Source organism: Bacillus sp. LJBS17, assembly GCF_019334685.1.
GTDB lineage: Bacteria > Bacillota > Bacilli > Bacillales > Bacillaceae > Bacillus > Bacillus subtilis.
Genome location: NZ_CP079759.1, coordinates 4,101,410 through 4,125,266, shown reverse-complemented (window position 1 = coordinate 4,125,266; position 23,857 = coordinate 4,101,410). Strand labels below are relative to the sequence as shown.

The window sequence follows — 23,857 nt, the reverse complement described above, 5'->3', positions numbered from 1 at the left end:
ATGGAGTGAGACAAACATGAGCTTGCAATTTAGCGTACTTGCGAGCGGGAGTACGGGAAATGCGTTTTACCTCGAAACAGAGGATCACGCATTTTTAGTGGACGCCGGTTTGAGCGGAAAAGCCATGGATGGGCTGATGGCGCAGATCGGGCGTAAGCTGGATGATGTAGACGGCATTTTTGTGACGCATGAGCATAGTGACCATATTAAGGGCCTTGGTGTCGTCGCCAGAAAGTACAAGCTTCCGATCTATGCGAATGAGAAGACTTGGAAAGCGATGGAGAATCAAATCGGCAAAATTGACACCGATCAAAAGTTTGTATTTCCGATGGAGACAGTGAAGTCGTTTGGCGGACTTGATGTTGAATCGTTTGGCGTCTCCCACGATGCGGCGGAACCGATGTTTTATGTATTCCATTATAACGGCCGAAAGCTCGCATTAATGACAGATACGGGATATGTCAGCGACCGGATGAAAGGCATTATCCGTTCAGCGAATGTGTTTGTGTTTGAAAGCAATCACGATGTCGGTATGCTGCAAATGGGGAGATACCCATGGAGCATTAAGCGGCGGATTTTAAGTGACGTCGGGCACGTGTCAAATGAAGATGCTGCCTTGGCGATGACGGATGTCATTGGCGATGAGACGTCTCGTATTTACCTGGCGCATTTGAGCCAGGACAACAACATGAAGGAGCTGGCAAGAATGTCTGTACAGCAGACATTGGCTTCTAAAGGATTTGTGACGGGTGAGACATTTGACTTATACGACACCGATCCGAAGAAGGCCACTCCGCTTTGCGCTGTATAATTTTTCTATGTAAATCATGACTATTCTAGGAGCTTCTAACCCACAATATAACCATATTAACGTTCTTGGAAAGGATGGAATATGGTGGATTACGAACGTGAGGAAGAACATACTACTCCTGAACAGCCAAAGAGAAGCAAAAAAGGATATTTTCTTTCGAGTCTGATTGGCGTGATTGTCGGTGCCGTATTAATGGCGTTTATCATGCCGTACCTTTCAAATGAAGGGCTGGATACAGGCGCCTTAGATCAGCAGCAAAACAACAATGGCCGGGAATCAATCAGGACGGTAAATGTCAGTGTCAACAATGCCGTCACCAAGATTGTCAGCAATGTGTCGCCCGCCGTTGTCGGTGTTGTGAACATCCAAAAATCAGATATTTGGGGAGAGAGCGGCGAGGCTGGGAGCGGCTCTGGCGTCATCTATAAGAAAAATGACCATTCCGCTTATGTCGTGACCAACCATCATGTCATCGAAGGCGCTTCCCAAATTGAAATCAGCTTGAAAGACGGCTCACGTGTATCAGCTGATCTTGTCGGCAGCGACCAGCTGATGGACCTTGCCGTTTTACGGGTGAAAAGCGATAAGATTAAAGCAGTCGCCGATTTCGGAAATTCAGATAAAGTGAAGTCTGGGGAGCCGGTTATTGCGATCGGGAACCCGTTAGGCCTTGAGTTTGCAGGCTCTGTCACACAAGGCGTCATCTCAGGTACGGAGAGGGCGATTCCAGTGGATTCAAACGGTGATGGACAGCCTGACTGGAACGCAGAAGTCCTGCAAACAGATGCGGCCATTAACCCTGGGAACAGCGGCGGTGCTTTGTTAAATATGGATGGGAAGGTCATTGGCATCAATTCAATGAAAATTGCCGAGTCGGCGGTTGAAGGGATTGGCCTGTCGATTCCCTCTAAGCTCGTGATCCCTGTGATAGAGGATTTAGAGAGATACGGAAAGGTCAAACGCCCGTTCCTTGGCATTGAGATGAAATCGCTAAGTGACATCGCAAGCTATCATTGGGATGAAACATTAAAGCTTCCTAAGAACGTCACCAATGGAGCGGTTGTGATGGGTGTAGACGCCTTTTCACCTGCCGGAAAAGCGGGGCTGAAGGAACTGGATGTCATCACGGAATTTGACGGATACAAAGTAAATGATATTGTTGACCTGCGAAAACGGCTTTATCAGAAAAAAGTCGGTGACCGGGTGAAGGTGAAGTTTTATCGCGGCGGAAAAGAAAAATCTGTTGATATCAAGCTGTCCTCCGCAGACCAATTAGGCAGTTAATAAAAGCAGTCTGGCATCGTTGCCAGGCTGTTTTGATATGCAAAAAAAACTGAACAGGGGTCACGCCCGTTCAGTTGAAAAAGGATATATCGAATATGAAGAAAAATACAAGATGGATGTTACACGTGAAACAGCAAATGGCAGTTAGCAAATACCTTCATTTTCAGCATTCTCCCGAAAATATGGAGGTTCGGGATTAGGCCTTGCCAAATCGATTATCGTTAGCCACAATGGGACGATTGAAGTGAAAAGTGAAATCGGCAGAGGCACTGTTTTTCTGATCAGGCTTCCTGCCCCGGATTATTCGTTAGACGAGTGAGAAAATTTCTTCAGCCGATATTGGAGGCTTTGTCTGCTGATGCCAAGCTCCTGAGCAGCTTTCGAGATGTTATGGCTGTGTTTTCTTAACACGTTCTCTATCACATATTTTTCGAAGCTTTCCATTTTTTCTTTTAAGTCCGCGGCCGGCTGGTGTCTTGGTGTTTCAGGCTCTGGGATGTCAGCCGGCTTGATTTTCATGCGATATTGATAGGGCAGATGGGAAGCCGTAATCGTTTTCTCGTCCGTCATGAAATTCATGGCGCCTTCAATCATATGCTCAAGCTCGCGAATATTTCCCGGCCAGTCATAAGAAAGGAAAAATTGCTTCACGTCTTCGCTAATGTGTTCAACATTCATTTGGAACAGATGGTTGTTTTTCTGGATGAATTCCGATGCGAGAAGCAAAATGTCTTCTTTTCGTTCCCGAAGCGGTGGGATGATCAGCGTCACGACACTCAGCCTGTAATACAAGTCCTTCCGCATTCGTTCGCCGGCAATCGCGTCAATTGGATCTTCATTCATCGTGGCAATAATACGTACGTCAATCGGTGTATCCTTTGTTGACCCGATGCGCCTGATTTTCCGTTCTTGAAGGGCGCGTAGCAGCTTTGCCTGAAGGCTGAGATTCAGCGAGTTGATTTCATCTAACAGCAGCGTCCCGCCGTGGGCTTGTTCAAACAGGCCGGGCTGGTCGACAGCGCCGGTAAACGCGCCTTTTTTCGTCCCAAACAAAATGCTTTCCACAAGGCTGTCTGGCAGTGCCGCACAGTTTTGCGAAATAAACGGGCCGCCAGAACGATCGCTTCCATTATGGATACTTTGCGCGAACAGTTCTTTTCCTGTGCCGGTTTCGCCTGCGAGAAGGACAGATGATGACGTACGGGTTGCCCGCTTGGCGTTTTCGATGACGTCTTGAATGGCCGGACTGGTGCCGAGAATACTGTCAAACGTATAGGTTGTGCTGCCTTTTTTGTTCATATTCTCCCTGATCAGCCGTTCCAGCTTTGTCACATCCTTGGCAATTTCAACGGCGCCCCTGATTTTGCCGTCTTGGACAATGGGATATGTATGATTGATCGTCGTAATTTCCTGGCCTTTATTATTGAAATAGCTCTGTTTGACGTTTTTAATCGTCTTGCCTTCCTGAAGAGCCTGTACCAGTGTGCTGTCCTGCTGCTTTGAAAACATAAACACATCCATCAGGTTTTTATTCAGGACGTCATGCTTCTCCATATCTTCAATCTGCATCATTTTATTGTTATAAACGATTGTGTTTCCATGCTCGTCTACCACGTGCAGGCCAACATCGATTTCATCTAAAATGCTCTGAAAAACCAATGTGAGGAATTCGCTGTCTTTGACCACTGTATGAACCTCCCCCAATTATTTTCTTAATATTGCTTCTATTTTATAAAAAAATGGAGAGGATATGCAAAAGAATTTTGCACTTGCTGGAATTTTTGCTCGAAATATCAGAATGTTTTTGCACCTTGTCCTCGAAAATTGTAGAAAACACACGAATTCTTGATTTGGCACAGAACTTGCATTTATATAAAGGGAAAGCAGGATAACATGTTGAAACAGAAAACAAGGGGGAATTCAAATATGTCAGCTTTATCTAAATCCAAAGAAATTATTGATCAGACGTCTCATTATGGAGCCAACAATTATCATCCGCTCCCGATTGTTATTTCTGAAGCGCTGGGTGCTTGGGTAAAGGACCCGGAAGGCAATGAATATATGGATATGCTGAGTGCTTACTCTGCGGTAAACCAGGGGCACAGACACCCGAAAATCATTCAGGCATTAAAGGATCAGGCTGATAAAATCACCCTCACGTCACGCGCGTTTCATAACGATCAGCTTGGGCCGTTTTACGAAAAAACAGCTAAACTGACAGGCAAAGAGATGATTCTGCCGATGAATACAGGAGCCGAAGCGGTTGAATCCGCGGTGAAAGCGGCGAGACGCTGGGCGTATGAAGTGAAGGGCGTAGCTGACAATCAAGCGGAAATTATCGCATGTGTCGGGAACTTCCACGGCCGCACGATGCTGGCGGTATCTCTCTCTTCTGAAGAGGAATATAAACGAGGATTCGGCCCGATGCTTCCGGGAATCAAACTCATTCCTTACGGCGATGTGGAAGCGCTTCGACAGGCCATTACGCCGAATACAGCGGCATTCTTGTTTGAACCGATTCAAGGCGAAGCGGGCATTGTGATTCCGCCTGAAGGATTTTTACAGGAAGCGGCGGCGATTTGTAAGGAAGAGAATGTCTTGTTTATTGCGGATGAAATTCAAACGGGTCTCGGACGTACAGGCAAGACGTTTGCCTGTGACTGGGACGGCATTGTCCCTGATATGTATATTTTGGGCAAAGCGCTTGGCGGCGGTGTGTTCCCGATCTCATGCATTGCGGCGGACCGCGAGATCCTAGGCGTGTTTAACCCTGGCTCACACGGCTCAACATTTGGCGGAAACCCGCTTGCATGTGCAGTGTCTATCGCTTCATTAAAAGTGCTGGAGGATGAAAAGCTGGCGGATCGTTCTCTTGAGCTTGGCGAATACTTTAAAAGCGAGCTTGAGAGCATTGACAACCCGGTTATTAAAGAAGTCCGCGGCAGAGGGCTGTTTATCGGTGTGGAATTGACGGAAGCGGCACGTCCGTATTGTGAGCGTTTGAAGGAAGAGGGACTTTTATGCAAGGAAACGCATGATACAGTCATTCGTTTTGCACCGCCATTAATCATTTCGAAAGAGGATTTGGATTGGGCGATAGAGAAAATTAAGCACGTGCTGCAAAACGCATAAATCCGCACCATGGCGGGATATTCACTTCGTTTGTATAAATTTACAACAGAAAAATCAGCACTCCCTATTTGCTCAGCTACAGTATTTTAGTATAATGTATCTTTATGAGAAGAAGTGAATTTTATATTAAATAGATAGAGACTCTTTGGACAGCAAACTGGGATAGCACCATGCAGATGTTCCAGCTTAGATCCAATACAAGTTGCTGAAGGGGTGCAGAATGTGAATACAAACCAAGATAACGGAAATCAGCTCCAGCGGACAATGAAATCACGCCATTTGTTCATGATTTCATTGGGCGGAGTGATCGGAACCGGTTTCTTCCTTGGAACCGGGTTTACCATTAACCAAGCGGGACCGCTCGGCGCGGTTCTGTCCTATTTAGTGGGCGGCTTTATCATGTTTTTGACCATGCTCTGCTTAGGAGAGCTGGCAGTCGCCTTTCCTGTGTCGGGGTCCTTCCAGACCTATGCCACGAAATTTATCAGCCCGGCCTTCGGGTTTGCGTTCGGCTGGCTGTACTGGCTCGGCTGGGCGGTTACATGCGCCATTGAATTTTTATCAGCGGGGCAGCTGATGCAACGCTGGTTTCCGCATATAGACGTGTGGATCTGGTGTCTGGTCTTTGCGGCACTGATGTTTATTTTAAATGCGATCACCACAAAAGCCTTTGCGGAATCTGAATTCTGGTTCTCAGGTATTAAAATTTTGATTATCCTTTTATTTATTATTCTCGGCGGAGCTGCCATGTTTGGCCTGATTGATCTGAAGGGTGGAGAGCATGCGCCGTTTTTGACACATTTTTATGAAGACGGGTTATTTCCGAACGGCATAAAGGCAATGCTGATTACGATGATTACCGTGAACTTTGCGTTTCAGGGGACTGAGCTGATCGGGGTTGCAGCCGGAGAAAGTGAAGACCCTGAAAAAACGATTCCACGGTCAATCAAACAGACAGTATGGAGAACGCTTGTCTTCTTTGTGCTTTCCATCATTGTCATTGCCGGCATGATTCCGTGGAAACAGGCGGGTGTCGTGGAAAGTCCATTTGTTGCCGTATTTGAGCAAATCGGAATCCCATATGCAGCTGATATCATGAACTTTGTTATTTTAATCGCGCTGTTATCTGTTGCGAATTCAGGTTTATACGCATCGACACGTATTCTGTATGCGATGGCGAATGAAGGACAAGCCTTCAAAGCGCTCGGCAAAACAAATCAGCGCGGTGTGCCGATGTACTCGTTAATCGTAACGATGGCTGTGGCCTGCCTATCCCTTCTGACAAAGTTTGCGCAGGCTGAAACTGTATATATGGTACTGTTATCTTTGGCGGGCATGAGCGCGCAGGTCGGCTGGATTACAATTTCGCTTTCCCAAATCATGTTCAGACGCAAATATATCCGTGAGGGCGGGAAGATAGAAGATTTGAAATTTAAAACACCGCTGTACCCGGTGCTTCCGCTGATCGGCCTAACGTTAAATACGGTCGTGCTCATCAGTCTTGCATTTGATCCGGAGCAGCGTATCGCGCTGTATTGCGGCGTACCGTTTATGATCATTTGCTACATCATTTATCATGTCGTCATTAAAAAACGCCAGCAGGCGAATCGTCAGCTAGAGCTTTAAAACGTTGTCCGCAAGTCATCTTTGTTATAACCCGCATAGGACATTATCTTAAATGTTGAGGTGGAATCACAGATGGATAAAACGATTTCGGTTATTGGAATGCCAATGGATTTAGGACAAGCACGACGCGGAGTGGATATGGGCCCGAGTGCCATCCGGTACGCTCATCTGATCGAGAGGCTGTCAGACATGGGGTATACGGTTGAAGATCTCGGTGACATTCCGATCAATCGCGAAAAAATCAAAAATGACGAGGAACTGAAAAACCTGAATTCCGTTTTGGCGGGAAATGAAAAACTCGCGCAAAAGGTCAACAAAGTCATTGAAGAGAAAAAATTCCCGCTTGTCCTGGGCGGTGACCACAGTATTGCGATCGGCACGCTTGCAGGCACAGCGAAGCATTACGATAATCTCGGCGTCATCTGGTATGACGCGCACGGCGATTTGAATACACTTGAAACTTCACCATCGGGCAATATTCACGGCATGCCGCTCGCGGTCAGCCTCGGCATTGGCCACGAGTCACTGGTTAACCTTGAAGGCTACGCGCCTAAAATCAAACCGGAAAACGTCGTTATCATTGGCGCCCGGTCACTTGATGAAGGGGAGCGCAAGTACATTAAGGAAAGCGGCATGAAGGTGTACACAATGCACGAAATCGACCGTCTTGGCATGACAAAGGTCATTGAAGAAACCCTTGATTATTTATCAGCATGTGATGGCGTCCATCTGAGCCTTGATCTGGACGGACTTGATCCGAACGACGCACCGGGTGTCGGAACCCCTGTCGTCGGCGGCATCAGCTACCGGGAGAGCCATCTGGCTATGGAAATGCTGTATGACGCAGGCATCATTACCTCAGCCGAATTCGTTGAGGTTAACCCGATCCTTGATCACAAAAACAAAACAGGTAAAACAGCAGTAGAGCTCGTAGAATCCCTGCTAGGGAAGAAGCTGCTGTAATAAGAAAACCCCCGCACCCGCGGGGGTTTTTATTTATCCAATCATTTTCTCAGCGACTTTCATTTCCTGTGAATGGGTTTGATGGTCTGCAATAAACCAACCTGATAAAATCACCGCTGCGACGCCTGCGCCAATCAGAAATCTTTTCATTTATATAACCTCCGTTCGTTTAATCAGTTCTTCAATCTGTAATGCTTCATAAAAAAAGTGGGCAGCTTCTTTGTAAAGCTCAAGTTCCCTATACCGTTCGCCAGCCAAAATGGAAAGTTCTCTTACACTGTCATACTCTTTCTCGGACAACAAGTCATCCATATGTTGTTTGCATAAGTGAAACGTTTCCGCATGACCCCCTTCTGCATAAATGGCATATAAAATGTCTATTTTTGCCTCACATATTCTATTCGGCTCAGCAGTCAATTTTTCCTTCACGTCTTGGTAATAAGATAAGGCCTGTTCTTTCTTTTTGATCTTAAACAGCTCTCGTATCAGCAAGTAGGCAGAATGATAATAATAGGCGGAGCGGGCATACTCATCGTTCCGTAGAGCCTCCTCTAATTTCGAAACCGCTTCTTCTGATTTGCCGCTTTGCGCATGAAGAAGGCCGAAGTTATGCAAAAGCTGGGCTTCAAAAAAATGATCCTCTAATTCACTCGTGATCCGAATTGCTTCGTCCAAATAAGCCTCAGCTTCTTCAAACTGGCTCATCTCTGTAAAATTGCCTGACATGGTAATCAGCGCTGAAGCCAGCTTCTTTTTATAATCTGTCTCTTCTCTGAATGTTTTGACTGCTTGCCGTGTATGATTGAGGGATACAATATTTTGTCCAAGCTTATAATAGAGCTTTCCGACCTTCAGGTGAAATTCGGCTTTTTCAATCGGATCGGGAATGTTGTCGAGATACTGCTCTGCATCTTTATACAGCCCAATGGCAATGTCATAATTATTTTTATAGGCCTCATACATGCCTTCAAACAGAAAAAAGTAATATTTCAGCATGTCAGACGTAGCATTCATATGAGAAGGCTCCTCATGCTGAAAGCCCTGTCCTCTCGCCTCGTGAAGCAAAACCTTGTGGCGCAGTTCCAATAAGGAGAAGTAGGCAAGCACCTCCTGATCCTCTTCCATGTCATCCAATAAAGGCTTCACTTCTTCAAATAAACGGGAGGATTCTTCAACTTCATGTTTCTTGATGGCAAGGTACCAATCGTTGAGCATGCTAGCGATTTCTGCGGGTGCGATTTTATTCATGTGAAACTCCTTTCTCTAGTGACTTATCAATCTCAGTTGCTTATTCTGATAGTAACACCTCTTTCTATTTTATGTAAAATCCTCTAGTCAATATATGAAGGAGAGATGATATGACAATTATGCTGAGCCCAATGCAGACAGAAGAATTTCGGTCTTATCTCACGTACACAACAAAGCATTACGCGGAAGAAAAGGTAAAAGCGGGAACATGGCTGCCTGAAGATGCACAGCTTTTGTCTAAGCAGGCGTTTACTGATCTGCTTCCGAGAGGGCTGGAAACACCCCATCACCATTTGTGGAGCCTCAAGCTGAATGAAAAGGATATCGTTGGCTGGCTCTGGATACATGCTGAACCGGAACATCCGCAGCAGGAAGCGTTTATTTATGATTTTGGGTTATATGATCCGTATCGGGGAAAGGGCTACGCAAAGCAAGCATTGGCGGCATTAGATCAAGCAGCACGCAGTATGGGAATCCGCAAGCTGTCCCTTCATGTCTTTGCCCATAATCAGACGGCGCGAAAGCTATATGAGCAAACCGGATTTCAAGAAACAGACGTAGTGATGAGCAAGAAGCTTTAACGAAAAGGGCCGATAAAGGCCTTTTTCTGTAAATGATATCTAAAAATTCTGTAAATAACCTAGTTACTTTCCTTATTTTCCTAATATAATGTGGGTGAGGAAATTACCTTTCCTACACTCACAAGAAAAGAGGAGATGTAATGAAGTTGAAGAAACGAGTGTCGATGTTTTTGGTAGCGCTTACAATATGCGGCGGCCTATTTGTTTCTCCCGCCAAAGCCGTAAAGACCACAAATTATGCTGAAGAAATCGCCGCACTGCAGCCAGGCACGACACCGGAAGAAATCATGAAATCTGCCAGCCAGATTGCCAAACAGCAGCACGTAAAGCAGGACGTTATCCTAAAACAGTTCTATAAGGAAATCACGGCTGATAAAGCAGAAGGAGACCGGCTCGCCAAGGAAAGCGGCATGTCTATCATGGGCGGGTCGTCCGGCACGAAAAAACTCCCGACAAGCGCGAAAGGCAATATCTATTACACGAACTCCTACACAGCCTACTACAATCACGGCCACGTCGGCATGTACTCCGCTGCTGACAAAATTGTTGAATCTGTCCCGAGCGACGGCGTTAGGCAGATCGCGTATAATGCCAGAGACGTGGAAGACAACTCCATTGTGCAAACCGTCAGCGTATCCTCATCTCAAAAAACAGCTGCTGCCGACTGGGCGGTATCAAAAGTCGGCGACCCATACTCATTTAACTTCGTCAATAACAGAAATACCGGCCATGACGGCGCCAAAAACTGTTCAAAGCTCCTATGGTCTGCCTTTTTGCTGAAAGCAGGCATTGATATAGACAGCAACGGAGGCTTAGGCGTGTATCCGCGCGACATCACAAGTTCTTCGTATACGACAACCATCATGACCATTTACTAGGAGAAGGATATGAAAAAGTGGATGATTACCATCGCCATGCTGATTCTCGCAGGAATCGCACTATTTGTCTTCATTTCTCCTCTCAAAAGCCATAAAACCGTAAGTCAGCAGGATCTCAGAAACCCCGATTTCCTGGATGACAAAGAAGTCCTGCTGTATTTTTCATCCTCTGCAGATCAAGATGCATTTGGCGGCGGGAAAAGCTACGCCCTGTTTATCAGCCAGGACGGGACGCTGTCTTCCTTTAAGATGAAGGGCCTTGAGCTGGGCTCAGCCAAGGTTCACGGTGACAGCGTGATGCTGGAGGACAAAAACACGATCTATACGATTAAAGACGGCCTGAGATCTCATAAAAGAACCTATCAGCACACAGGGGACAGCGCAGGCTTTCTGCAAAACACGGACGGCTTTTACACCTTATACAACTCCGGCTACGACAAAAAGAAAGAAGGATACCGCTCAGAGCTGTACCGCCAAATGGACGGAGAGTGGAAAAAAGACGTCATCCCCTACTACATCCGAGCCTCCGGTTTCCATGATGGCGCCATTTACGCACTCGTCCCGACAGCTGACGAAAAAGGCTATCAGCTCCTTCAGATTCAAGCAGATCAGAAGAAGCTTACCTATCTCAGCATAACGGAATGGCAGTACCGGGAAGGAGCCTCAGTCGAATCCCAGCTTGCCGTGGACGACCAAGCTGTGTATGTTATGGTTCGCGGCCAAAAAGCCCACAATCTCTATCAAATGGTCAAGATCAACAAAAAAAGCGGCAAAGTAGAGCTGCACGATATCGCCGAATACAAAAACGACGAACAAACGATATACAGCTCCATGCCCTTCAGCTTTAAAAACAGCTTTTTCCCTTATGACGGGAACCTGTATTTCATTGACGGCTTCGGAAAGGTACACAAAATCGATGCCAAGACAGGAAAAACAAGCATCGTCTTCACCTTTTCCCCGGACAAAATGAAAGCCGATTTCAAAGAAATCACCCAAAAAGGCAGCAGCCTCTATTTCTTCACATACACGTATCACAAGCCTGCCTACATTGAACAGTACAGCCTGAAAACCGGAAAGAAAATGAAAGAAAAAGAGATTGGGAAGGTAAAGGATGTCGTGACGCCGAAGAGTCATTTGAAGCTGTATGATGTTGAGGTGATGAAGAGGTTTTAAGGCAAGGAGGGTAGTATGGGAGCCATCGCCGTTTTATTTATCGTTTTTGGTTTTCCGATCGTCGCAGGTGTATTTGGTATAGCGGGTCATTTTTTATTTAAAAGATTTTGGGTGGCACCGCTCATCGTTCTTATCACGAGCTTGATATTGTTAGTTACGTTAGCTTCGGGGAATAGCTCATTCATATTTTGGGTTGTTATGTATACGGCAATTGCGTTAGTAACGAGTGTTGCCACATTATTTCTCAGGAAATTTTTTGAGTGATCTCTGTTTATGAAGAGACTGGTGTGAAGTCTCTTTTTTTGTTGAACCGAAGTTTGCAGAGGATTTTGGGTATGGTTTAGAAACGAATCCAAAGGAGGAATTACATGCAGACAAATCGGGTTATTCTTCTGGCAGTTATGATCTGCCTGGTTTCGGCCATTACTGTGTTCTTGTTAAATGGATGTAAAGTCGACTTCTTAGACATCGGCGGAACCATTATTGGATGCTTTCTTGGCATATTTGTTGTTGTAAGAATACAGAAAAAACAGTCGTGAAAAAGGGAAAGAGTCATGCCGAACCGAAGTCATGTTCAAGGACGGAGAGTCCAAACACATGAATGGGAGGAATGGCGTTGACAGGAAACAAAGCGGTTGTGTACAAAGGCAAAGGGACTGTAGCGGTGGAGGATATCAGTTATCCGGAGTTAATCTTGAGGGACGGGCCCGGCGTCCCGAAGGCGAATGTGAATCGAAAATGTGAGCATGGGGTTATTCTCAAAGTCATTACAACCAACATTTGCGGAAGCGACCAGCATATGGTCAGAGGCCGCACAACGGCGCCTGAAGGCTTGGTGCTCGGACATGAAATCACCGGAGAAGTCATTGAAACGGGGCGTGATGTCGAATTTATCAAAAAGGGCGATATCGTATCCGTTCCTTTCAATATTGCCTGCGGACGCTGTGTGATGTGCAAAACGCAGAAAACGCATGTGTGCCTGAATGTCAATCCGGACCGTCCGGGATCGGCTTACGGCTACGTCGATATGGGCGGCTGGGTCGGCGGCCAGTCTGAATATGTCATGGTGCCATACGCTGATTTTCAGCTTTTGGTATTCCCTGAGAAAGAACAGGCGTTAGAAAAGATTCTCGATTTGACCATGCTGTCGGACATATTCCCGACCGGCTTCCATGGAGCTTACACAGCAGGCGTACAAACAGGTTCAACCGTTTATATCGCGGGAGCGGGGCCTGTTGGCTTGGCAGCTGCACACTCCGCTCAGCTCCTAGGCGCCTCCACCGTGATTGTCGGCGATCTGAACGAAGACAGACTGGCACAGGCGAGAAGCTTCGGCTGTGAAACGGTCAACGTACAAAAACACGACCGCCTCGGCGAGCAAATTGAACAAATACTAGGTGAACCAACCGTTGATGCCGCAGTGGACTGTGTCGGCTTTGAAGCATCCGGACACGGCAATCAAGGAGAAGCGCCTGCCGCCGTGCTGAACTCGATCATGGACGTCACCCAGGTCGGGGGTAGCCTTGGCATTCCAGGCTTATACGTGACCGAAGATCCCGGCGCAAAGGATGCGGATGCCAAAACAGGCTCATTAAAAATCCGCTTCGGACTCGGCTGGGCCAAAGCCCACACCTTCGTCACCGGACAAACGCCCGCCATGACATACAACCGCAATTTGATGAAAGCGATCCTGAGCGGCAGAGCGCAGATCGCAAAAGCAGTCAACGCCACCGTCATTTCTCTGGACGACGCGCCAAAAGGCTACAGCGACTTCGACAAAGGCGCAGCCAAAAAATTCGTCATCGACCCGCATGGAACATTGAAGTAAAAGAAAAAGCCGGACGTTCTCAGAACGCCGGCTTTATTGCTGATAATCCGTTTCTTCAATGCGGTTTCCCGTTTCATCCTGTACGATGAATTCCCCTTCGATTTTGTCCAGTCCAATCAAAATATAAGGGTTTTTCTCATTTGCCTTAGGAGCAGGTTTTCGTTTCACAGTTACAATCGTTTCTTTAGGTGAGAATTTGACGTCTGACACTTCAAGCTTCTTATCTTTCTCGCTGCTTCCGAGAGACACAATAACCATTTTTCTTCCTTCTAAAATGGTGAAGACTTGATATCCTTTTACATCATCATGCATTTGAAGGTAATTAGCGTATATTTCTAAGTCTGGACTGCCCTCACTGATTCGATCCTTCTCCAACACCCAATAAGACGGCTGACACCCAGCAAGCAGCAACATGATCACAAAAAGCCAAACCCATTTGAGCTGCAAATGTAGACCTCCCCACACATCGGTTACATCCAAACTAACATACGGGCGAAATAGAGTCATCAACAGCTTGTTTGTCGAATTGTGGATAAAACTCAGCCCGAAGCACTACTAACATGTGAATAAATAGGTTATATTGAGAAGAGAACAATTGTAAAAATGGAAGAAAACATCGGAGGATTTGAACATGAAACAAGCGTATTATTCCTGTGAAGAACACATCGAAACGGTGTTGGATATGTACATAGACGACCACGAGCTGCCGCCCGAAATCAGAAAAATCGAACATACTAACAGTTTATCCACAGCCTGTGAATTATGTGGAGACCCCGCAGTATATATAGTGGGGAACGAATGATCTTACACAAAATACAGAAAAGATATCCACAATTGTGGACAACATATATGAATAACTTGTTTTTAAAGTGGGGATGACCTGTGAATATCAATATTGTGACAATCGGAAAACTAAAAGAAAAATACCTCAAGCAAGGCATTGAAGAATACACCAAACGACTTTCGGCCTACGCAAAAATCGACATCATCGAACTCCCGGACGAAAAAGCGCCGGAAAACCTAAGCGACCAGGACATGAAAATCATAAAAGACAAAGAAGGCGACCGCATCCTATCAAAAATCAGCCCCGACGCCCACGTCATCGCCCTCGCCATCGAAGGAAAAATGAAAACATCCGAAGAACTAGCCGATACAATAGATAAGCTGGCTACATATGGAAAAAGCAAAGTCACCTTCGTCATCGGCGGATCACTCGGATTGAGTGACGCAGTGATGAAGCGAGCGGATGAAAAGCTGTCATTTTCAAAAATGACGTTTCCTCATCAGTTGATGCGACTTATTCTGGTGGAACAGATTTATCGGGCTTTTCGGATCAATCGTGGGGAGCCTTATCATAAATAGAGGCAAAAATTTTTGTATATTGGGCGGATATTTACTATTTGAAGCAGGGGCAGAAGGGGTTGATAAACCTTCTTTTTCTGTTTAAGAGGGGTACTAGATAAACCATACGCAGAGTTGAACTAGGTAAAAGATTGTCTAAGTCACTTCATTAAATAACTATTTCATGAAGTTAAAAAAGGATAGCATCTATAGCATTCTAATTGTAATATTATTATTTTTAAGACTGACTAGGTTAACTTCACCGGTACTTTTATGATTTTCTTTAAGGAAAAATTTAGTTAAAATTATCCAATTTATTTGTTATAATTATTAAAATGTTTTAAGGGGGATATAAGTTGGAAACGAATATTAAGTGGCGAGACTTACTAAATGAAAATAGACATAAAGATAAATATAAAGATGCAGAAAAGATTGCAAAAGAAAACAGGGAAAAGGAAGAGAGAAAAGCCAGTGATTTAAATATGATTCATGATCACAGAAATGAATTTGAACGTGATTATGATCGTATTATGAATTCTTCTTCTTTAAGAAGATTACAAGATAAGGCACAGGTTTTTCCTCTTCAAGAAAGTGATTTTATAAGAACTAGGCTTACCCATTCGATGGAAGTATCGTCGATAGCAAGGTCATTTGGTATATGGCTTGAAAAATGGTTAATTGAAGTGAAAGAAGAATTGGGCAGTGAGGATTATGGGAAAATCCCTGCTATTTTAGCAACTGCAGGATTAGTACATGATTTGGGTAATCCTCCTTATGGTCACTATGGAGAAGATGTTATAAAAAATTGGTTCAAGACATATTTTCAGGAAAATAAGGATATTCCATTAACAAATCCTCAAAAGAATGATTTCATTAACTTTGATGGAAATGCACAGGGGCTAAGAATCTTAACTAGACTACAGTTCTTAAATGATCAATTTGGAATTAATTTTACCTATGGCACATTATCTGTGCTTTTAAAGTATCCATTTGATTCCTCTGATGACTATGCTGTTGAGAATGGGAAATTTGGTTATTTTCAGCAGGATATGGAAATTGGAACAGAAATTATTGACCAAACAGTTAAGATTCCAAGAAAAAGAAATCCTTTAACCTATTTTTTAGAAGCTGCAGACGATATTGCATATTTAGGTTCAGACGTGGAAGATGGGGTAAAAAAGAAAATTGTTCCTTGGGAAAAGATATTTGAAGAACAAATCATAGAAAAAAATATACACGGAATTTATCATGCGTATAAAAGTGATATTGATGGCTTAAAAGAAAAACATAATAAGGCAAAGAAACAGGGTTTTCCAGATTATTTACTGACAAGTGTCCAAAATTTTAAGGTCTGGGCGCAAGGACAAATGATAAGAGAAATTAAAGAGGTTTTTTTAGAAAATTATGAACAAATAATGAATGGTAATTTTGGTGAAGAAGAGTTTTTAAAGAAGACAAATAATGCACATCGTTTAAGAAAATTTCTAAAAAACTTACTTCAAGAATATATTTTTCCTAATAAAGAAGTTTTATCATTGGAGTTAGTTGGTGACTCAGTTTTATCGGACCTACTGACAATGTTTGTAAAGCATTGTATAATTAACGATACAGACGATTTTGAGAATGAATCGAAACCAAAATCGGGCAAGTTATTTAGGATGATATCCGAGAATTTTGTTTTTGTTCACTTAATAAATGACGATTTTAATAACCCAGCAAAGGGTAAAGAAATAAAAAATTTAGATTTATACTCAAAGTTATTATTGATTACAGACTTTATTTCAGGTATGACGGATTCTTACGCATTGGATTTACATCAAAAGCTAAAAGGTGTTAAAATGCCTTAAAAATGACATGAGGGAGGATGATTATCATGGAATTTATGCCACAAATTAGAAATGATTTTTATGATGTTTTATCTAATCGTCCTACCGCCAGAAATTTAATTAGAAATCTAGAGCAGAAGAGTAATTTATTAATGTTTGGTGGATGTATTAGAGATTATTATGAACACCAATTTTATTATATCCCACGTGACTTTGACATCGTTATAACTGATTTAGATCAAGAATTAGAAAGTTTCCTCCAAAAATTTAACTTCAATTATAAGAGGAATAAATTTGGTGGATACAAGATAATAGTAGATGATTTACAGTTCGATATGTGGGAAATTGAAAATACTTGGGCTTTTAAAGAAAACATAGTTGAGTATAAAAGATTCCTTGATCTTAATAAAACTGTGTTTTTAAATATTGATAGTATATTTTATGATTTAAATAAAGGATTGCTATTTGATGAGGGTTTCAGTAATGCAATGACAACCAGTGAAATAGATATTGTATTAACACCCAATCCTTATCCAGAGCTAAATATAGCCCGAGCATTTAGGTACAAATATAAGTATAATTTAAAGTTTTCTAATCAACTTCAAGGGTATCTAAATAAATGGATAAATAACTTTGAGGATAAGTTATATGCTATAAACTATTTAAAAGATATAGAAATAAAAAGATATAAGACTTCTATTATAGACTGGAACTATGAAACTTCTAATACTATATTTCACAGATATAAAAATATAATTGTATCTGGTTAAGAATGGCTTGGGGGAATTTCCTAAGCCATTTTATATTTTGTAGAAAAATTGCTCCCTCTATAACACAAAGAAGTAGGACTAATAATTAATCCTAATCGTTTTTTTGTAATTAAGTTGTATTAGTAATAATTACTTTACCTAGCTTAATTCATTAGGCGATATCGAAATGCATTTTCAATGGTAAATTTTTTGCCTCTTAAATAACTACGGAGAACCGTACCATAAGTAGAGACAAAAAAAGTTATAACTGAAAGTGGTTTTGTCTGAAGTGGATAATGGCTGTGAAAATATCATCGTTATCCGTTTCACGATATAGCTTCTGTATAGGTGAAAAGGTCTTGGGATATATTGATCTTGTAAAATTAAAATTGAATTCAATTGGTATATTTAACGCACTGGTGAAAGGCAAATAACCAGACCTTGTTAGCAATTTGCTATACAAAATGAGAAATCATCAAAAAAAAGAGCCCAGAGAATAATCCCTGAACCCCTCACTTCATATACCGATACTCCCGCAAACTCTCCAAAATCGCAACTTCCTGCAACAGTTCCTCACCCACATTCGTTTCCTTCACTTTCTTCCGCTCTAGCTCTTTGTCCACTAATCGTTTCACCGTTAACACATCGGTTCCGGTGCTTAGGACTTCTGCCTTGGAGTTGAAGTGTTTATGGGCGACGAGCTGCATGCCGTAGGAGTTGTATAGCAGCGTGTAGCCGGCGATGCCTGTTGTGGATTGGTAAGCCTTGGAGAAGCCGCCGTCGATGACGATCATTTTTCCGTTTGCTTTGATTGGGTCTTCTCCTTCGATCTCTTTTACGGGTGTATGGCCGTTGATGATATGGCCGTGATCTGGATTGAGGCCGAATTCTGCCAGGATGTTTCGGCAGGTTGCCTCGTCTTCGCGTAAATAATAATACGGATTTTTCTTTTCTTTATGCGTTTCCTTCTCTTTGATGAAATACCGCTCAAATGTCGTCATGGCACGTTTTCCGAAGAGGGAGGAGTATTCGCCTGTCCATAAATACCAAGCCATATCTGTCGCCAGGTCATCGGTTTCTTCCGGGTGGGCAAAGGCTTCCCGCAAGAATCGTTCAAATACATCGAGCAGCTCACGGCCCGCATACGGTTTATCCTCAATCATCATCGTTTCCATATTGCCATTTTCATCGACAGGAATACAGCCGTGAATCAACAGGTTGCCGTTATATTTTAAATAAAGGCTGCCTTTTTTCATCATAAAATTCATATGGCGGCCCAGCTTTTCGGAATGCTGGACAGAGAATAGCAGCTTGTCTATGACCTCTGCTTCTTCTTCTAATAGCTGATCTGGCTGCTCCGGATTAATCGTCGCAAAGCAGGTGTTTTCCAGCTGATATGTTTTTCCGTTCAGCGTGATTCCGTTTTTGTCATAATCTATTTTCTCTAATAACAGCCGCTCTTCCATATTAAAGTTCGGCCGTCTCTTGATAATCGGGCTCTCGAGCTTGAATTGGATCATCGCAATCGCTTGATGGATTTTTGTGATTTGCTTAATCTCATCCTCTGGCCTGTTGTCGTCTGCTTTTGGACGGAACGCTGGATTATCATCATAATATTTTTCGGCCAGGTTTAGCAGCGGTCTCAGGTTGATGCCGTACACGTCTTCAATAATATCCAGGTTGTCGTAGCGGGCACAGATGCGGATAATATTGGCCAAGCACACTTTGGAACCGGCATAGGCGCCGATCCAAAGGACATCGTGATTTCCCCACTGAATATCGACAGAATGATAGTTGATCAGTTCTTCCATAATTCTATCCGGCTGCGGTCCGCGGTCGTAAATATCGCCGACCACATGCAGATGGTCGACCACCAATCGCTGAACGCTGTAAGCAAGGCCGGTGATCAGCTTATCGGCTTGGCCAAGCTCAATGATCTGATCAATGATTTCGGAGTAATATTGCTCCTTGTTGCCAGCTTGTTCTGTTTTGTATAGCAGCTCCTCCGTAATATAAGCAAATTGGGCAGGCAGTGCTTTGCGTAATTTGGAGCGGGTATACTTGGAGGAGCAATATGAAACGAGCTTAATCATTCGATGAATCGTTTCTTTATACCACTCGTTTAACGCTTCTTTCGCATCAAAGTCATGTTTGATTAACTTCAGTTTGTCTTCCGGATAGTAGACCAATGCTGCTAATTCATCAATTTCTCTATCGTAAATGACACCGCTGAAGATGTCGCGTATCTTCTCTTTGACTCGTCCTGAACCATTACGCAGCACGTGCTGAAATGCTTGATACTCCCCGTGCAAATCACTGACAAAATGCTCAGTGCCCTTTGGCAGGTTCAATATCGCTTTCAAATTGATGATTTCTGTTACCACTTTTTCTTCACAATCGTATTTTTGTGCGAGTAGATCTAGGTACTTGCTTTCCAAAATCGTCCATCCCCTTTTTAGAATAAACCCCTATATATGATCATGTGCATGATAAGGTGAAATTAAAAGTATGACATTATTTTTAAACATTGGACCTTTATATGATAGTACCGCATAACTGCTTTTTATGACAATTGAAACGAGAGAAAGAGATGCCAAATGGGGTAAGCAAGAGCTTAAAACAGCTTTTCAGTAGTATCCATAGAGGATCTTGCAGGTTGGTTTGGGGTAAGATTGTTTGCCTCATGTCTTCCACTTAAAATCTGTATATCCCTTAACTAGTGTAGTCAATATTGATGTTTTACTTTTCATTACGAAGCTTTAAATCAAACTATGGCCTTTCATTCGGTATAGCTTAGAGGGGCTAGAGGACTATAGGCTTTATATACCAAGAATAGTGACATTTTTCAGATTTTTTAGGTACAATATATTGACATGTATTGAATCATATAGAATAATTGGTTTATATTAGAAAAGAAGGAGGGATAATATGAAAAAGGAAAACACTAACAATGAGACTGTGAAAAACTTAGAATTTAAGGGTCTATTAGATGAATCACAAAAGTTAGCAAAAGTGAATGATCTTTGGTATTTTGTAAAATCAAAAGAAAATCGCTGGATTCTTGGAAGTGGTCATTAATTAGAGGGGTACAAAGGAGAGTCTAACTCTCCTTTACCATTTGTTGGGGGATATTTCATGTATAATAAAACTGTATCAATCAATTTAGATTCAAGGTGTAATGCATCCTGTGACCATTGTTGTTTTTCTAGTTCACCAACTTCAACAACCAGGATGGAAAAAGAATACATAAGAGAGTTAGTAACTGAATTTGCAAAAAACAAAACCATTCAAGTGATTTCTTTTACAGGTGGGGAAGTTTTTTTAGATTATAAATTTTTAAAAGAACTAATGGAAATCATTAAACCATATGAAAAACAAATAACGTTGATCTCTAATGGATTTTGGGGTTTGAGCAAGAAAAAGGTCCAGGAGTACTTTCATGATATGAATTCTTTAAATGTGATAGCACTGACTATAAGTTATGATGAGTACCATGCTCCATTTGTCAAGTCTTCCAGTATTAAAAACATATTAGAACATAGCAGGAAATACCCTGATATCGATATTTCTCTTAATATGGCAGTTACCAAAGACAAAATGTCCAACCATATTTTAGAGGAATTGGGGGATTCAATCTTAGGTGTAAAGATAACAAAATTTCCAATGATATCAGTTGGCGCTGCTAAAACTAGAATTAAGCAAGAAAACATACATAAATTTTACAGTCTTGAAGATGAAGATTCCTTACATTGTCCCGGATATGACATTGTATATCATCATGATGGAGAAATTTATCCATGTTGTTCCCCTGCTATTTTTGAAACGAAAATAACCCTAAGGGAAGAATATAACCAAAGTTTCGAAAGAACCGTGGAAAAGTTAAATTCCAATTTGCTATTATTTATTCTTAGAAAAGAAGGATTCAAATGGTTTTTGAATATTTTAAAAGAGAATAACAAGATAGAGGAATTTGACATTCCTTATGAATTTTCCTCTATTTGTGGAGTTTGTGGTTCCTTATTCAACTCTGCAGAAAAAATAAACTACTTCTATCCTTATATGGAAAAATACTATAATGAAAATTTTAAAGTATGAAGATGAAAAATATGAAGTGCTTGTGCAAAACAACGTATTTATAAAAGACAAAAAAAGCGGAGAATACTATAAAAATAGTTTAAATTCTCTGTCAGATGAACAATTATTACGTTTTAAAATGTATAAAGAGAAAGTATCACCAAAGTTTTTTTATCTGTTCTTATCCTTTACGGCTCTCATGTTCATATTAAATTATATTCATTTAATAAAATTGCAAAATGGATTGTCCTCAGTATTTTACGGCTGGAAAATGTGGATAATTATAGTTATTTACTTTATAATGAATATAGTGCTTCATGAACTGGGACATATTTATTCCTTAAAATTTTTCGGGAAAAACTTTGATAAAGTGGGATTCAAACTGAATTTTTATGTATTTCCTGCTTTTTATGTCCAATTGAATGAAACCTATATGCTATCAAGAAATGAAAAGATAATCGTTCATTTATTTGGCTTGTTTATCAATTATTTTTTAATAAACACATTAGAATTAATAAATCAATTTACATTTTCCAGTGAAGCATTAACTATGGCATTTATGCTTTTCTCGTCTACTTTATTGTGGAACTTAATTCCAATACTGAATTCTGATGGTTACAAAATTCTTTTAGCTTTTCTGAGCTTAGATGAATATAGCCGTTTTAAGACAAATCATTGGTTAGTTCTTACGATTCAAATTATAGGGATTGGCCTTGCAGTGAATTCAGTTGTACATTGGATATTATATATTGTAAACTAGAGTAAAAGATCTCCAAATTAGCCATCTAAAAACATTTCTTGCGCTTCCAGATCGGAAACGAAAGAGGTACCTCAAAAGCTTAGACATTAGTAACAAATCACAAGGCAGAACATTTTATTATTATGCAAATATTTCCTAGGAGTATGTATATGAATATAGCGAATTACACTTTAAAAGTGAAAGGCAAAACGTTACTTCAGGACACCGACTTGCATTTTTCGAGCGGGAAAATTAATCACGTTGTCGGAAAAAATGGAGTCGGTAAATCACAGCTTGCTAAAGACTTTTTGTTGAATAATAGCAAAAGAATCGGCAGAGATATTCGTCAAAATGTTTCTTTAATATCCAGCTCTTCGAATATACCTAATGATGTTTCTAAGGACTTTTTATTACACTTTTTGAGTAAAAAATTTGATGCAGAAATGATAGATAAAATCGCACATTTACTTAATCTGGATAATATTGATGGAAAAGTTCTGATCAAAAATTTGAGTGATGGACAAAAGCAAAAATTAAAATTGCTCAGTTTCTTATTAGAGGATAAAAATATTATTGTTTTAGATGAAATAACGAATTCATTAGACAAAAAAACGGTTATAGAGATTCATGGCTTCTTAAACAAGTATATTCAGGAGAACCCCGAGAAGATTATCATCAACATTACACATGATTTGTCTGATTTAAAGGCGATAGAAGGGGATTATTATATATTTAATCACCAAGAAATTCAACAATATCATTCAGTGGATAAATTAATTGAAGTGTATATAAACGAGTAATAAAACAGTGGGGGCTTGAGATGAAATTAGAGTTTAAAAAGAGTATTAGCAATAAAGTTATCATTATTTTAGGAGCAATGTTTGTATTTTTATTTTTGCTGGGTTATTTTTTACTTGTTGGAATTGATAAAGTCAGCAATGTTACACCTGAAATGTTTTTCTTTAGCTCCTATACTGTTGCGACCCAGTTTGGTTTGATGTTATTTTCATTTGTTATAGCTTTCTTTATTAATAGAGAGTATTCAAACAAAAATATTCTCTTTTACAAGTTAATTGGAGAGAACATCTATACTTTCTTTTATAAAAAGATAGCTGTTTTATTTTTAGAATGTTTTGCATTTATAGCGCTAGGCCTGCTAATCATATCGTTGATGTACCATGATTTTTCGCATTTTGCATTATTACTTTTTTTATTTTCTGCAGTTATACTGCAGTATATTCTAATTATCGGAACTATAAGCATGTTATGTCCTAATATATTAATTAGTATAGGTGCCAGTATCGTTTATTGGATGACTTCTGTTATCTTAGTAGCTATAAGCAATAAAACGTTTGGTTTCATTGCTCCTTTTGAGGCAGGTAACACTATGTATCCCCGAATAGAAAGAGTGCTGCAATCTGATAACATGACACTTGGGAGTAATGATGTTTTATTTATTATTTTTTATTTAGTTTCAATTATTATCATAAATGCGATTATCCTTCGCTTTTCTAAAACTAGATGGATCAAAATGGGCATTTAATAAAGGAAGCTACTTCACAATGAAGTAGCTTTTTATGTGCACCTATATATCATTAACATCA

26 protein-coding genes and 1 pseudogene are annotated in these 23,857 nt (G+C 41.4%); 22 read left to right on the top strand and 5 right to left on the bottom strand.

Features of this window, described 5'->3' with window-relative positions; all coding sequences use genetic code 11:
* Window positions 1-16: 16 nt before the first annotated feature.
* The 4 genes and pseudogenes from KXZ66_RS21265 to KXZ66_RS21250 all read left to right on the top strand — a co-directional run.
* The gene (locus tag KXZ66_RS21265) at window positions 17-811 is read left to right on the top strand and encodes an MBL fold metallo-hydrolase (protein ID WP_003226939.1); all 795 of its coding nucleotides are present in this window, start codon (window positions 17-19) and stop codon (window positions 809-811) included.
* Window positions 812-892: 81 nt separating this feature from the next.
* Entirely contained in the window at window positions 893-2,095 is a 1,203-nt protein-coding gene (gene htrC, locus KXZ66_RS21260; protein ID WP_021481077.1) for a serine protease HtrC, read from the top strand.
* Window positions 2,096-2,114: 19 nt separating this feature from the next.
* Window positions 2,115-2,243: a hypothetical protein gene (locus KXZ66_RS21255; protein WP_003242634.1), complete on the top strand. Its 129-nt coding sequence runs from the start codon at window positions 2,115-2,117 to the stop codon at window positions 2,241-2,243.
* Between the two features lie 15 nt (window positions 2,244-2,258).
* A pseudogene (locus KXZ66_RS21250) lies at window positions 2,259-2,414 on the top strand (ATP-binding protein); the annotation flags it as partial.
* On the opposite strand, the gene rocR reads toward KXZ66_RS21250, so the two are convergent.
* Window positions 2,396-3,781: an arginine utilization regulatory protein RocR gene (gene rocR / locus KXZ66_RS21245; protein WP_219144744.1), complete on the bottom strand. Its 1,386-nt coding sequence runs from the start codon at window positions 3,779-3,781 to the stop codon at window positions 2,396-2,398. The pseudogene KXZ66_RS21250 and the gene rocR overlap by 19 nt on opposite strands.
* Before the next feature lie 240 nt (window positions 3,782-4,021).
* Here rocR and rocD point away from each other — a divergent pair, with 240 nt between their 5' ends.
* From rocD to rocF, 3 genes are all read left to right on the top strand, one after another.
* Window positions 4,022-5,227: an ornithine aminotransferase gene (gene rocD, locus KXZ66_RS21240; protein WP_219144743.1), complete on the top strand. Its 1,206-nt coding sequence runs from the start codon at window positions 4,022-4,024 to the stop codon at window positions 5,225-5,227.
* A 222-nt stretch (window positions 5,228-5,449) separates the two neighbouring features.
* The gene (locus KXZ66_RS21235) at window positions 5,450-6,853 is read left to right on the top strand and encodes an amino acid permease (protein ID WP_133954122.1); all 1,404 of its coding nucleotides are present in this window, start codon (window positions 5,450-5,452) and stop codon (window positions 6,851-6,853) included.
* A 72-nt stretch (window positions 6,854-6,925) separates the two neighbouring features.
* Window positions 6,926-7,816, top strand: a complete 891-nt coding sequence (gene rocF / locus KXZ66_RS21230; protein WP_003226959.1) for an arginase — start codon at window positions 6,926-6,928, stop codon at window positions 7,814-7,816.
* A gap of 33 nt (window positions 7,817-7,849) precedes the next feature.
* Here the strand turns inward: rocF and KXZ66_RS21225 are convergent, their stop codons facing one another.
* Window positions 7,850-7,966 carry a Phr family secreted Rap phosphatase inhibitor gene (locus tag KXZ66_RS21225; protein WP_003226961.1) on the bottom strand — a complete coding sequence of 39 codons (117 nt, stop codon included), beginning with the start codon at window positions 7,964-7,966 and terminating at the stop codon, window positions 7,850-7,852.
* Window positions 7,967-9,064 carry a response regulator aspartate phosphatase RapG gene (gene rapG, locus KXZ66_RS21220; RefSeq protein WP_017695778.1) on the bottom strand — a complete coding sequence of 366 codons (1,098 nt, stop codon included), beginning with the start codon at window positions 9,062-9,064 and terminating at the stop codon, window positions 7,967-7,969. It abuts the gene before it with no gap.
* Between the two features lie 110 nt (window positions 9,065-9,174).
* On the opposite strand from rapG, the gene KXZ66_RS21215 reads away from it, so the two are divergent.
* The 6 genes from KXZ66_RS21215 to fdhA all read left to right on the top strand — a co-directional run bounded on the left by KXZ66_RS21215 (window position 9,175) and on the right by fdhA (window position 13,524).
* The gene (locus KXZ66_RS21215) at window positions 9,175-9,645 is read left to right on the top strand and encodes a GNAT family N-acetyltransferase (RefSeq protein ID WP_219144742.1); all 471 of its coding nucleotides are present in this window, start codon (window positions 9,175-9,177) and stop codon (window positions 9,643-9,645) included.
* A gap of 140 nt (window positions 9,646-9,785) precedes the next feature.
* The gene (locus tag KXZ66_RS21210; RefSeq protein ID WP_101502631.1) at window positions 9,786-10,523 is read left to right on the top strand and encodes a YiiX/YebB-like N1pC/P60 family cysteine hydrolase; all 738 of its coding nucleotides are present in this window, start codon (window positions 9,786-9,788) and stop codon (window positions 10,521-10,523) included.
* A 9-nt stretch (window positions 10,524-10,532) separates the two neighbouring features.
* Window positions 10,533-11,696 (top strand): hypothetical protein, encoded by a 1,164-nt coding sequence (locus tag KXZ66_RS21205; protein WP_219144741.1) that lies wholly within the window; start codon window positions 10,533-10,535, stop codon window positions 11,694-11,696.
* Window positions 11,697-11,711: 15 nt separating this feature from the next.
* Window positions 11,712-11,960: a DUF2651 family protein gene (locus tag KXZ66_RS21200; RefSeq protein ID WP_003243630.1), complete on the top strand. Its 249-nt coding sequence runs from the start codon at window positions 11,712-11,714 to the stop codon at window positions 11,958-11,960.
* Between the two features lie 104 nt (window positions 11,961-12,064).
* Complete coding sequence (locus KXZ66_RS21195) at window positions 12,065-12,235, top strand: hypothetical protein (protein WP_003244248.1); 171 nt, start codon at window positions 12,065-12,067, stop codon at window positions 12,233-12,235.
* Window positions 12,236-12,297: 62 nt separating this feature from the next.
* Window positions 12,298-13,524, top strand: a complete 1,227-nt coding sequence (gene fdhA / locus KXZ66_RS21190) for a formaldehyde dehydrogenase, glutathione-independent (RefSeq protein ID WP_095252472.1) — start codon at window positions 12,298-12,300, stop codon at window positions 13,522-13,524.
* A gap of 33 nt (window positions 13,525-13,557) precedes the next feature.
* Here the strand turns inward: fdhA and KXZ66_RS21185 are convergent, their stop codons facing one another.
* Window positions 13,558-13,971 (bottom strand): hypothetical protein, encoded by a 414-nt coding sequence (locus KXZ66_RS21185; protein ID WP_219144740.1) that lies wholly within the window; start codon window positions 13,969-13,971, stop codon window positions 13,558-13,560.
* Window positions 13,972-14,155: 184 nt separating this feature from the next.
* On the opposite strand from KXZ66_RS21185, the gene KXZ66_RS21180 reads away from it, so the two are divergent.
* From KXZ66_RS21180 to KXZ66_RS21165, 4 genes are all read left to right on the top strand, one after another.
* The gene (locus tag KXZ66_RS21180) at window positions 14,156-14,326 is read left to right on the top strand and encodes a CxxH/CxxC protein (protein ID WP_003219122.1); all 171 of its coding nucleotides are present in this window, start codon (window positions 14,156-14,158) and stop codon (window positions 14,324-14,326) included.
* An 80-nt stretch (window positions 14,327-14,406) separates the two neighbouring features.
* Entirely contained in the window at window positions 14,407-14,886 is a 480-nt protein-coding gene (gene rlmH, locus KXZ66_RS21175) for a 23S rRNA (pseudouridine(1915)-N(3))-methyltransferase RlmH (RefSeq protein WP_003226975.1), read from the top strand.
* Between the two features lie 335 nt (window positions 14,887-15,221).
* The gene (dgt, locus tag KXZ66_RS21170) at window positions 15,222-16,712 is read left to right on the top strand and encodes a dGTP triphosphohydrolase (RefSeq protein WP_219144739.1); all 1,491 of its coding nucleotides are present in this window, start codon (window positions 15,222-15,224) and stop codon (window positions 16,710-16,712) included.
* Between the two features lie 26 nt (window positions 16,713-16,738).
* A complete protein-coding gene (locus KXZ66_RS21165) occupies window positions 16,739-17,461 on the top strand; it encodes a nucleotidyltransferase family protein (protein ID WP_219144738.1) in 723 nt (240 codons plus the stop codon).
* Between the two features lie 491 nt (window positions 17,462-17,952).
* Here the strand turns inward: KXZ66_RS21165 and fbp are convergent, their stop codons facing one another.
* Window positions 17,953-19,878: a fructose-1,6-bisphosphatase gene (gene fbp, locus KXZ66_RS21160; protein WP_219144737.1), complete on the bottom strand. Its 1,926-nt coding sequence runs from the start codon at window positions 19,876-19,878 to the stop codon at window positions 17,953-17,955.
* Between the two features lie 490 nt (window positions 19,879-20,368).
* On the opposite strand from fbp, the gene KXZ66_RS21155 reads away from it, so the two are divergent.
* The 5 genes from KXZ66_RS21155 (at window position 20,369) to KXZ66_RS21135 (ending at window position 23,796) form a co-directional block, all read left to right on the top strand.
* On the top strand, window positions 20,369-20,518 hold the full coding sequence (locus tag KXZ66_RS21155; protein WP_014478520.1) for an epipeptide YydF family RiPP: 150 nt from the start codon (window positions 20,369-20,371) through the stop codon (window positions 20,516-20,518).
* 57 nt (window positions 20,519-20,575) lie between these two features.
* Window positions 20,576-21,535 carry a YydG family radical SAM peptide epimerase gene (locus KXZ66_RS21150; RefSeq protein ID WP_003242609.1) on the top strand — a complete coding sequence of 320 codons (960 nt, stop codon included), beginning with the start codon at window positions 20,576-20,578 and terminating at the stop codon, window positions 21,533-21,535.
* On the top strand, window positions 21,516-22,274 hold the full coding sequence (liaK, locus tag KXZ66_RS21145; protein WP_017697257.1) for a zinc metalloprotease LiaK: 759 nt from the start codon (window positions 21,516-21,518) through the stop codon (window positions 22,272-22,274). The genes KXZ66_RS21150 and liaK overlap by 20 nt, the downstream gene beginning before the upstream one ends.
* A gap of 149 nt (window positions 22,275-22,423) precedes the next feature.
* Window positions 22,424-23,053, top strand: a complete 630-nt coding sequence (locus KXZ66_RS21140) for an ATP-binding cassette domain-containing protein (RefSeq protein WP_014481448.1) — start codon at window positions 22,424-22,426, stop codon at window positions 23,051-23,053.
* Window positions 23,054-23,073: 20 nt separating this feature from the next.
* On the top strand, window positions 23,074-23,796 hold the full coding sequence (locus KXZ66_RS21135) for a peptide ABC transporter permease (protein WP_219144736.1): 723 nt from the start codon (window positions 23,074-23,076) through the stop codon (window positions 23,794-23,796).
* Window positions 23,797-23,857: the final 61 nt, after the last annotated feature.

Coding starts and splice junctions, on each gene's coding strand:
- KXZ66_RS21265 (WP_003226939.1), top strand. CDS start 17: ATGAGCTTGCAATTTAGCGTACTTGCGAGCGGGAGTACGGGAAATGCG.
- htrC (WP_021481077.1), top strand. CDS start 893: ATGGTGGATTACGAACGTGAGGAAGAACATACTACTCCTGAACAGCCA.
- rocD (WP_219144743.1), top strand. CDS start 4,022: ATGTCAGCTTTATCTAAATCCAAAGAAATTATTGATCAGACGTCTCAT.
- rocF (WP_003226959.1), top strand. CDS start 6,926: ATGGATAAAACGATTTCGGTTATTGGAATGCCAATGGATTTAGGACAA.
- KXZ66_RS21225 (WP_003226961.1), bottom strand. CDS start 7,966: ATGAAAAGATTTCTGATTGGCGCAGGCGTCGCAGCGGTGATTTTATCA.
- rapG (WP_017695778.1), bottom strand. CDS start 9,064: ATGAATAAAATCGCACCCGCAGAAATCGCTAGCATGCTCAACGATTGG.
- KXZ66_RS21215 (WP_219144742.1), top strand. CDS start 9,175: ATGACAATTATGCTGAGCCCAATGCAGACAGAAGAATTTCGGTCTTAT.
- KXZ66_RS21210 (WP_101502631.1), top strand. CDS start 9,786: ATGAAGTTGAAGAAACGAGTGTCGATGTTTTTGGTAGCGCTTACAATA.
- KXZ66_RS21205 (WP_219144741.1), top strand. CDS start 10,533: ATGAAAAAGTGGATGATTACCATCGCCATGCTGATTCTCGCAGGAATC.
- KXZ66_RS21200 (WP_003243630.1), top strand. CDS start 11,712: ATGGGAGCCATCGCCGTTTTATTTATCGTTTTTGGTTTTCCGATCGTC.
- KXZ66_RS21195 (WP_003244248.1), top strand. CDS start 12,065: ATGCAGACAAATCGGGTTATTCTTCTGGCAGTTATGATCTGCCTGGTT.
- fdhA (WP_095252472.1), top strand. CDS start 12,298: ATGGGAGGAATGGCGTTGACAGGAAACAAAGCGGTTGTGTACAAAGGC.
- KXZ66_RS21180 (WP_003219122.1), top strand. CDS start 14,156: ATGAAACAAGCGTATTATTCCTGTGAAGAACACATCGAAACGGTGTTG.
- KXZ66_RS21165 (WP_219144738.1), top strand. CDS start 16,739: ATGGAATTTATGCCACAAATTAGAAATGATTTTTATGATGTTTTATCT.
- KXZ66_RS21155 (WP_014478520.1), top strand. CDS start 20,369: ATGAAAAAGGAAAACACTAACAATGAGACTGTGAAAAACTTAGAATTT.
- KXZ66_RS21150 (WP_003242609.1), top strand. CDS start 20,576: ATGTATAATAAAACTGTATCAATCAATTTAGATTCAAGGTGTAATGCA.
- liaK (WP_017697257.1), top strand. CDS start 21,516: ATGAAAATTTTAAAGTATGAAGATGAAAAATATGAAGTGCTTGTGCAA.
- KXZ66_RS21140 (WP_014481448.1), top strand. CDS start 22,424: ATGAATATAGCGAATTACACTTTAAAAGTGAAAGGCAAAACGTTACTT.
- KXZ66_RS21135 (WP_219144736.1), top strand. CDS start 23,074: ATGAAATTAGAGTTTAAAAAGAGTATTAGCAATAAAGTTATCATTATT.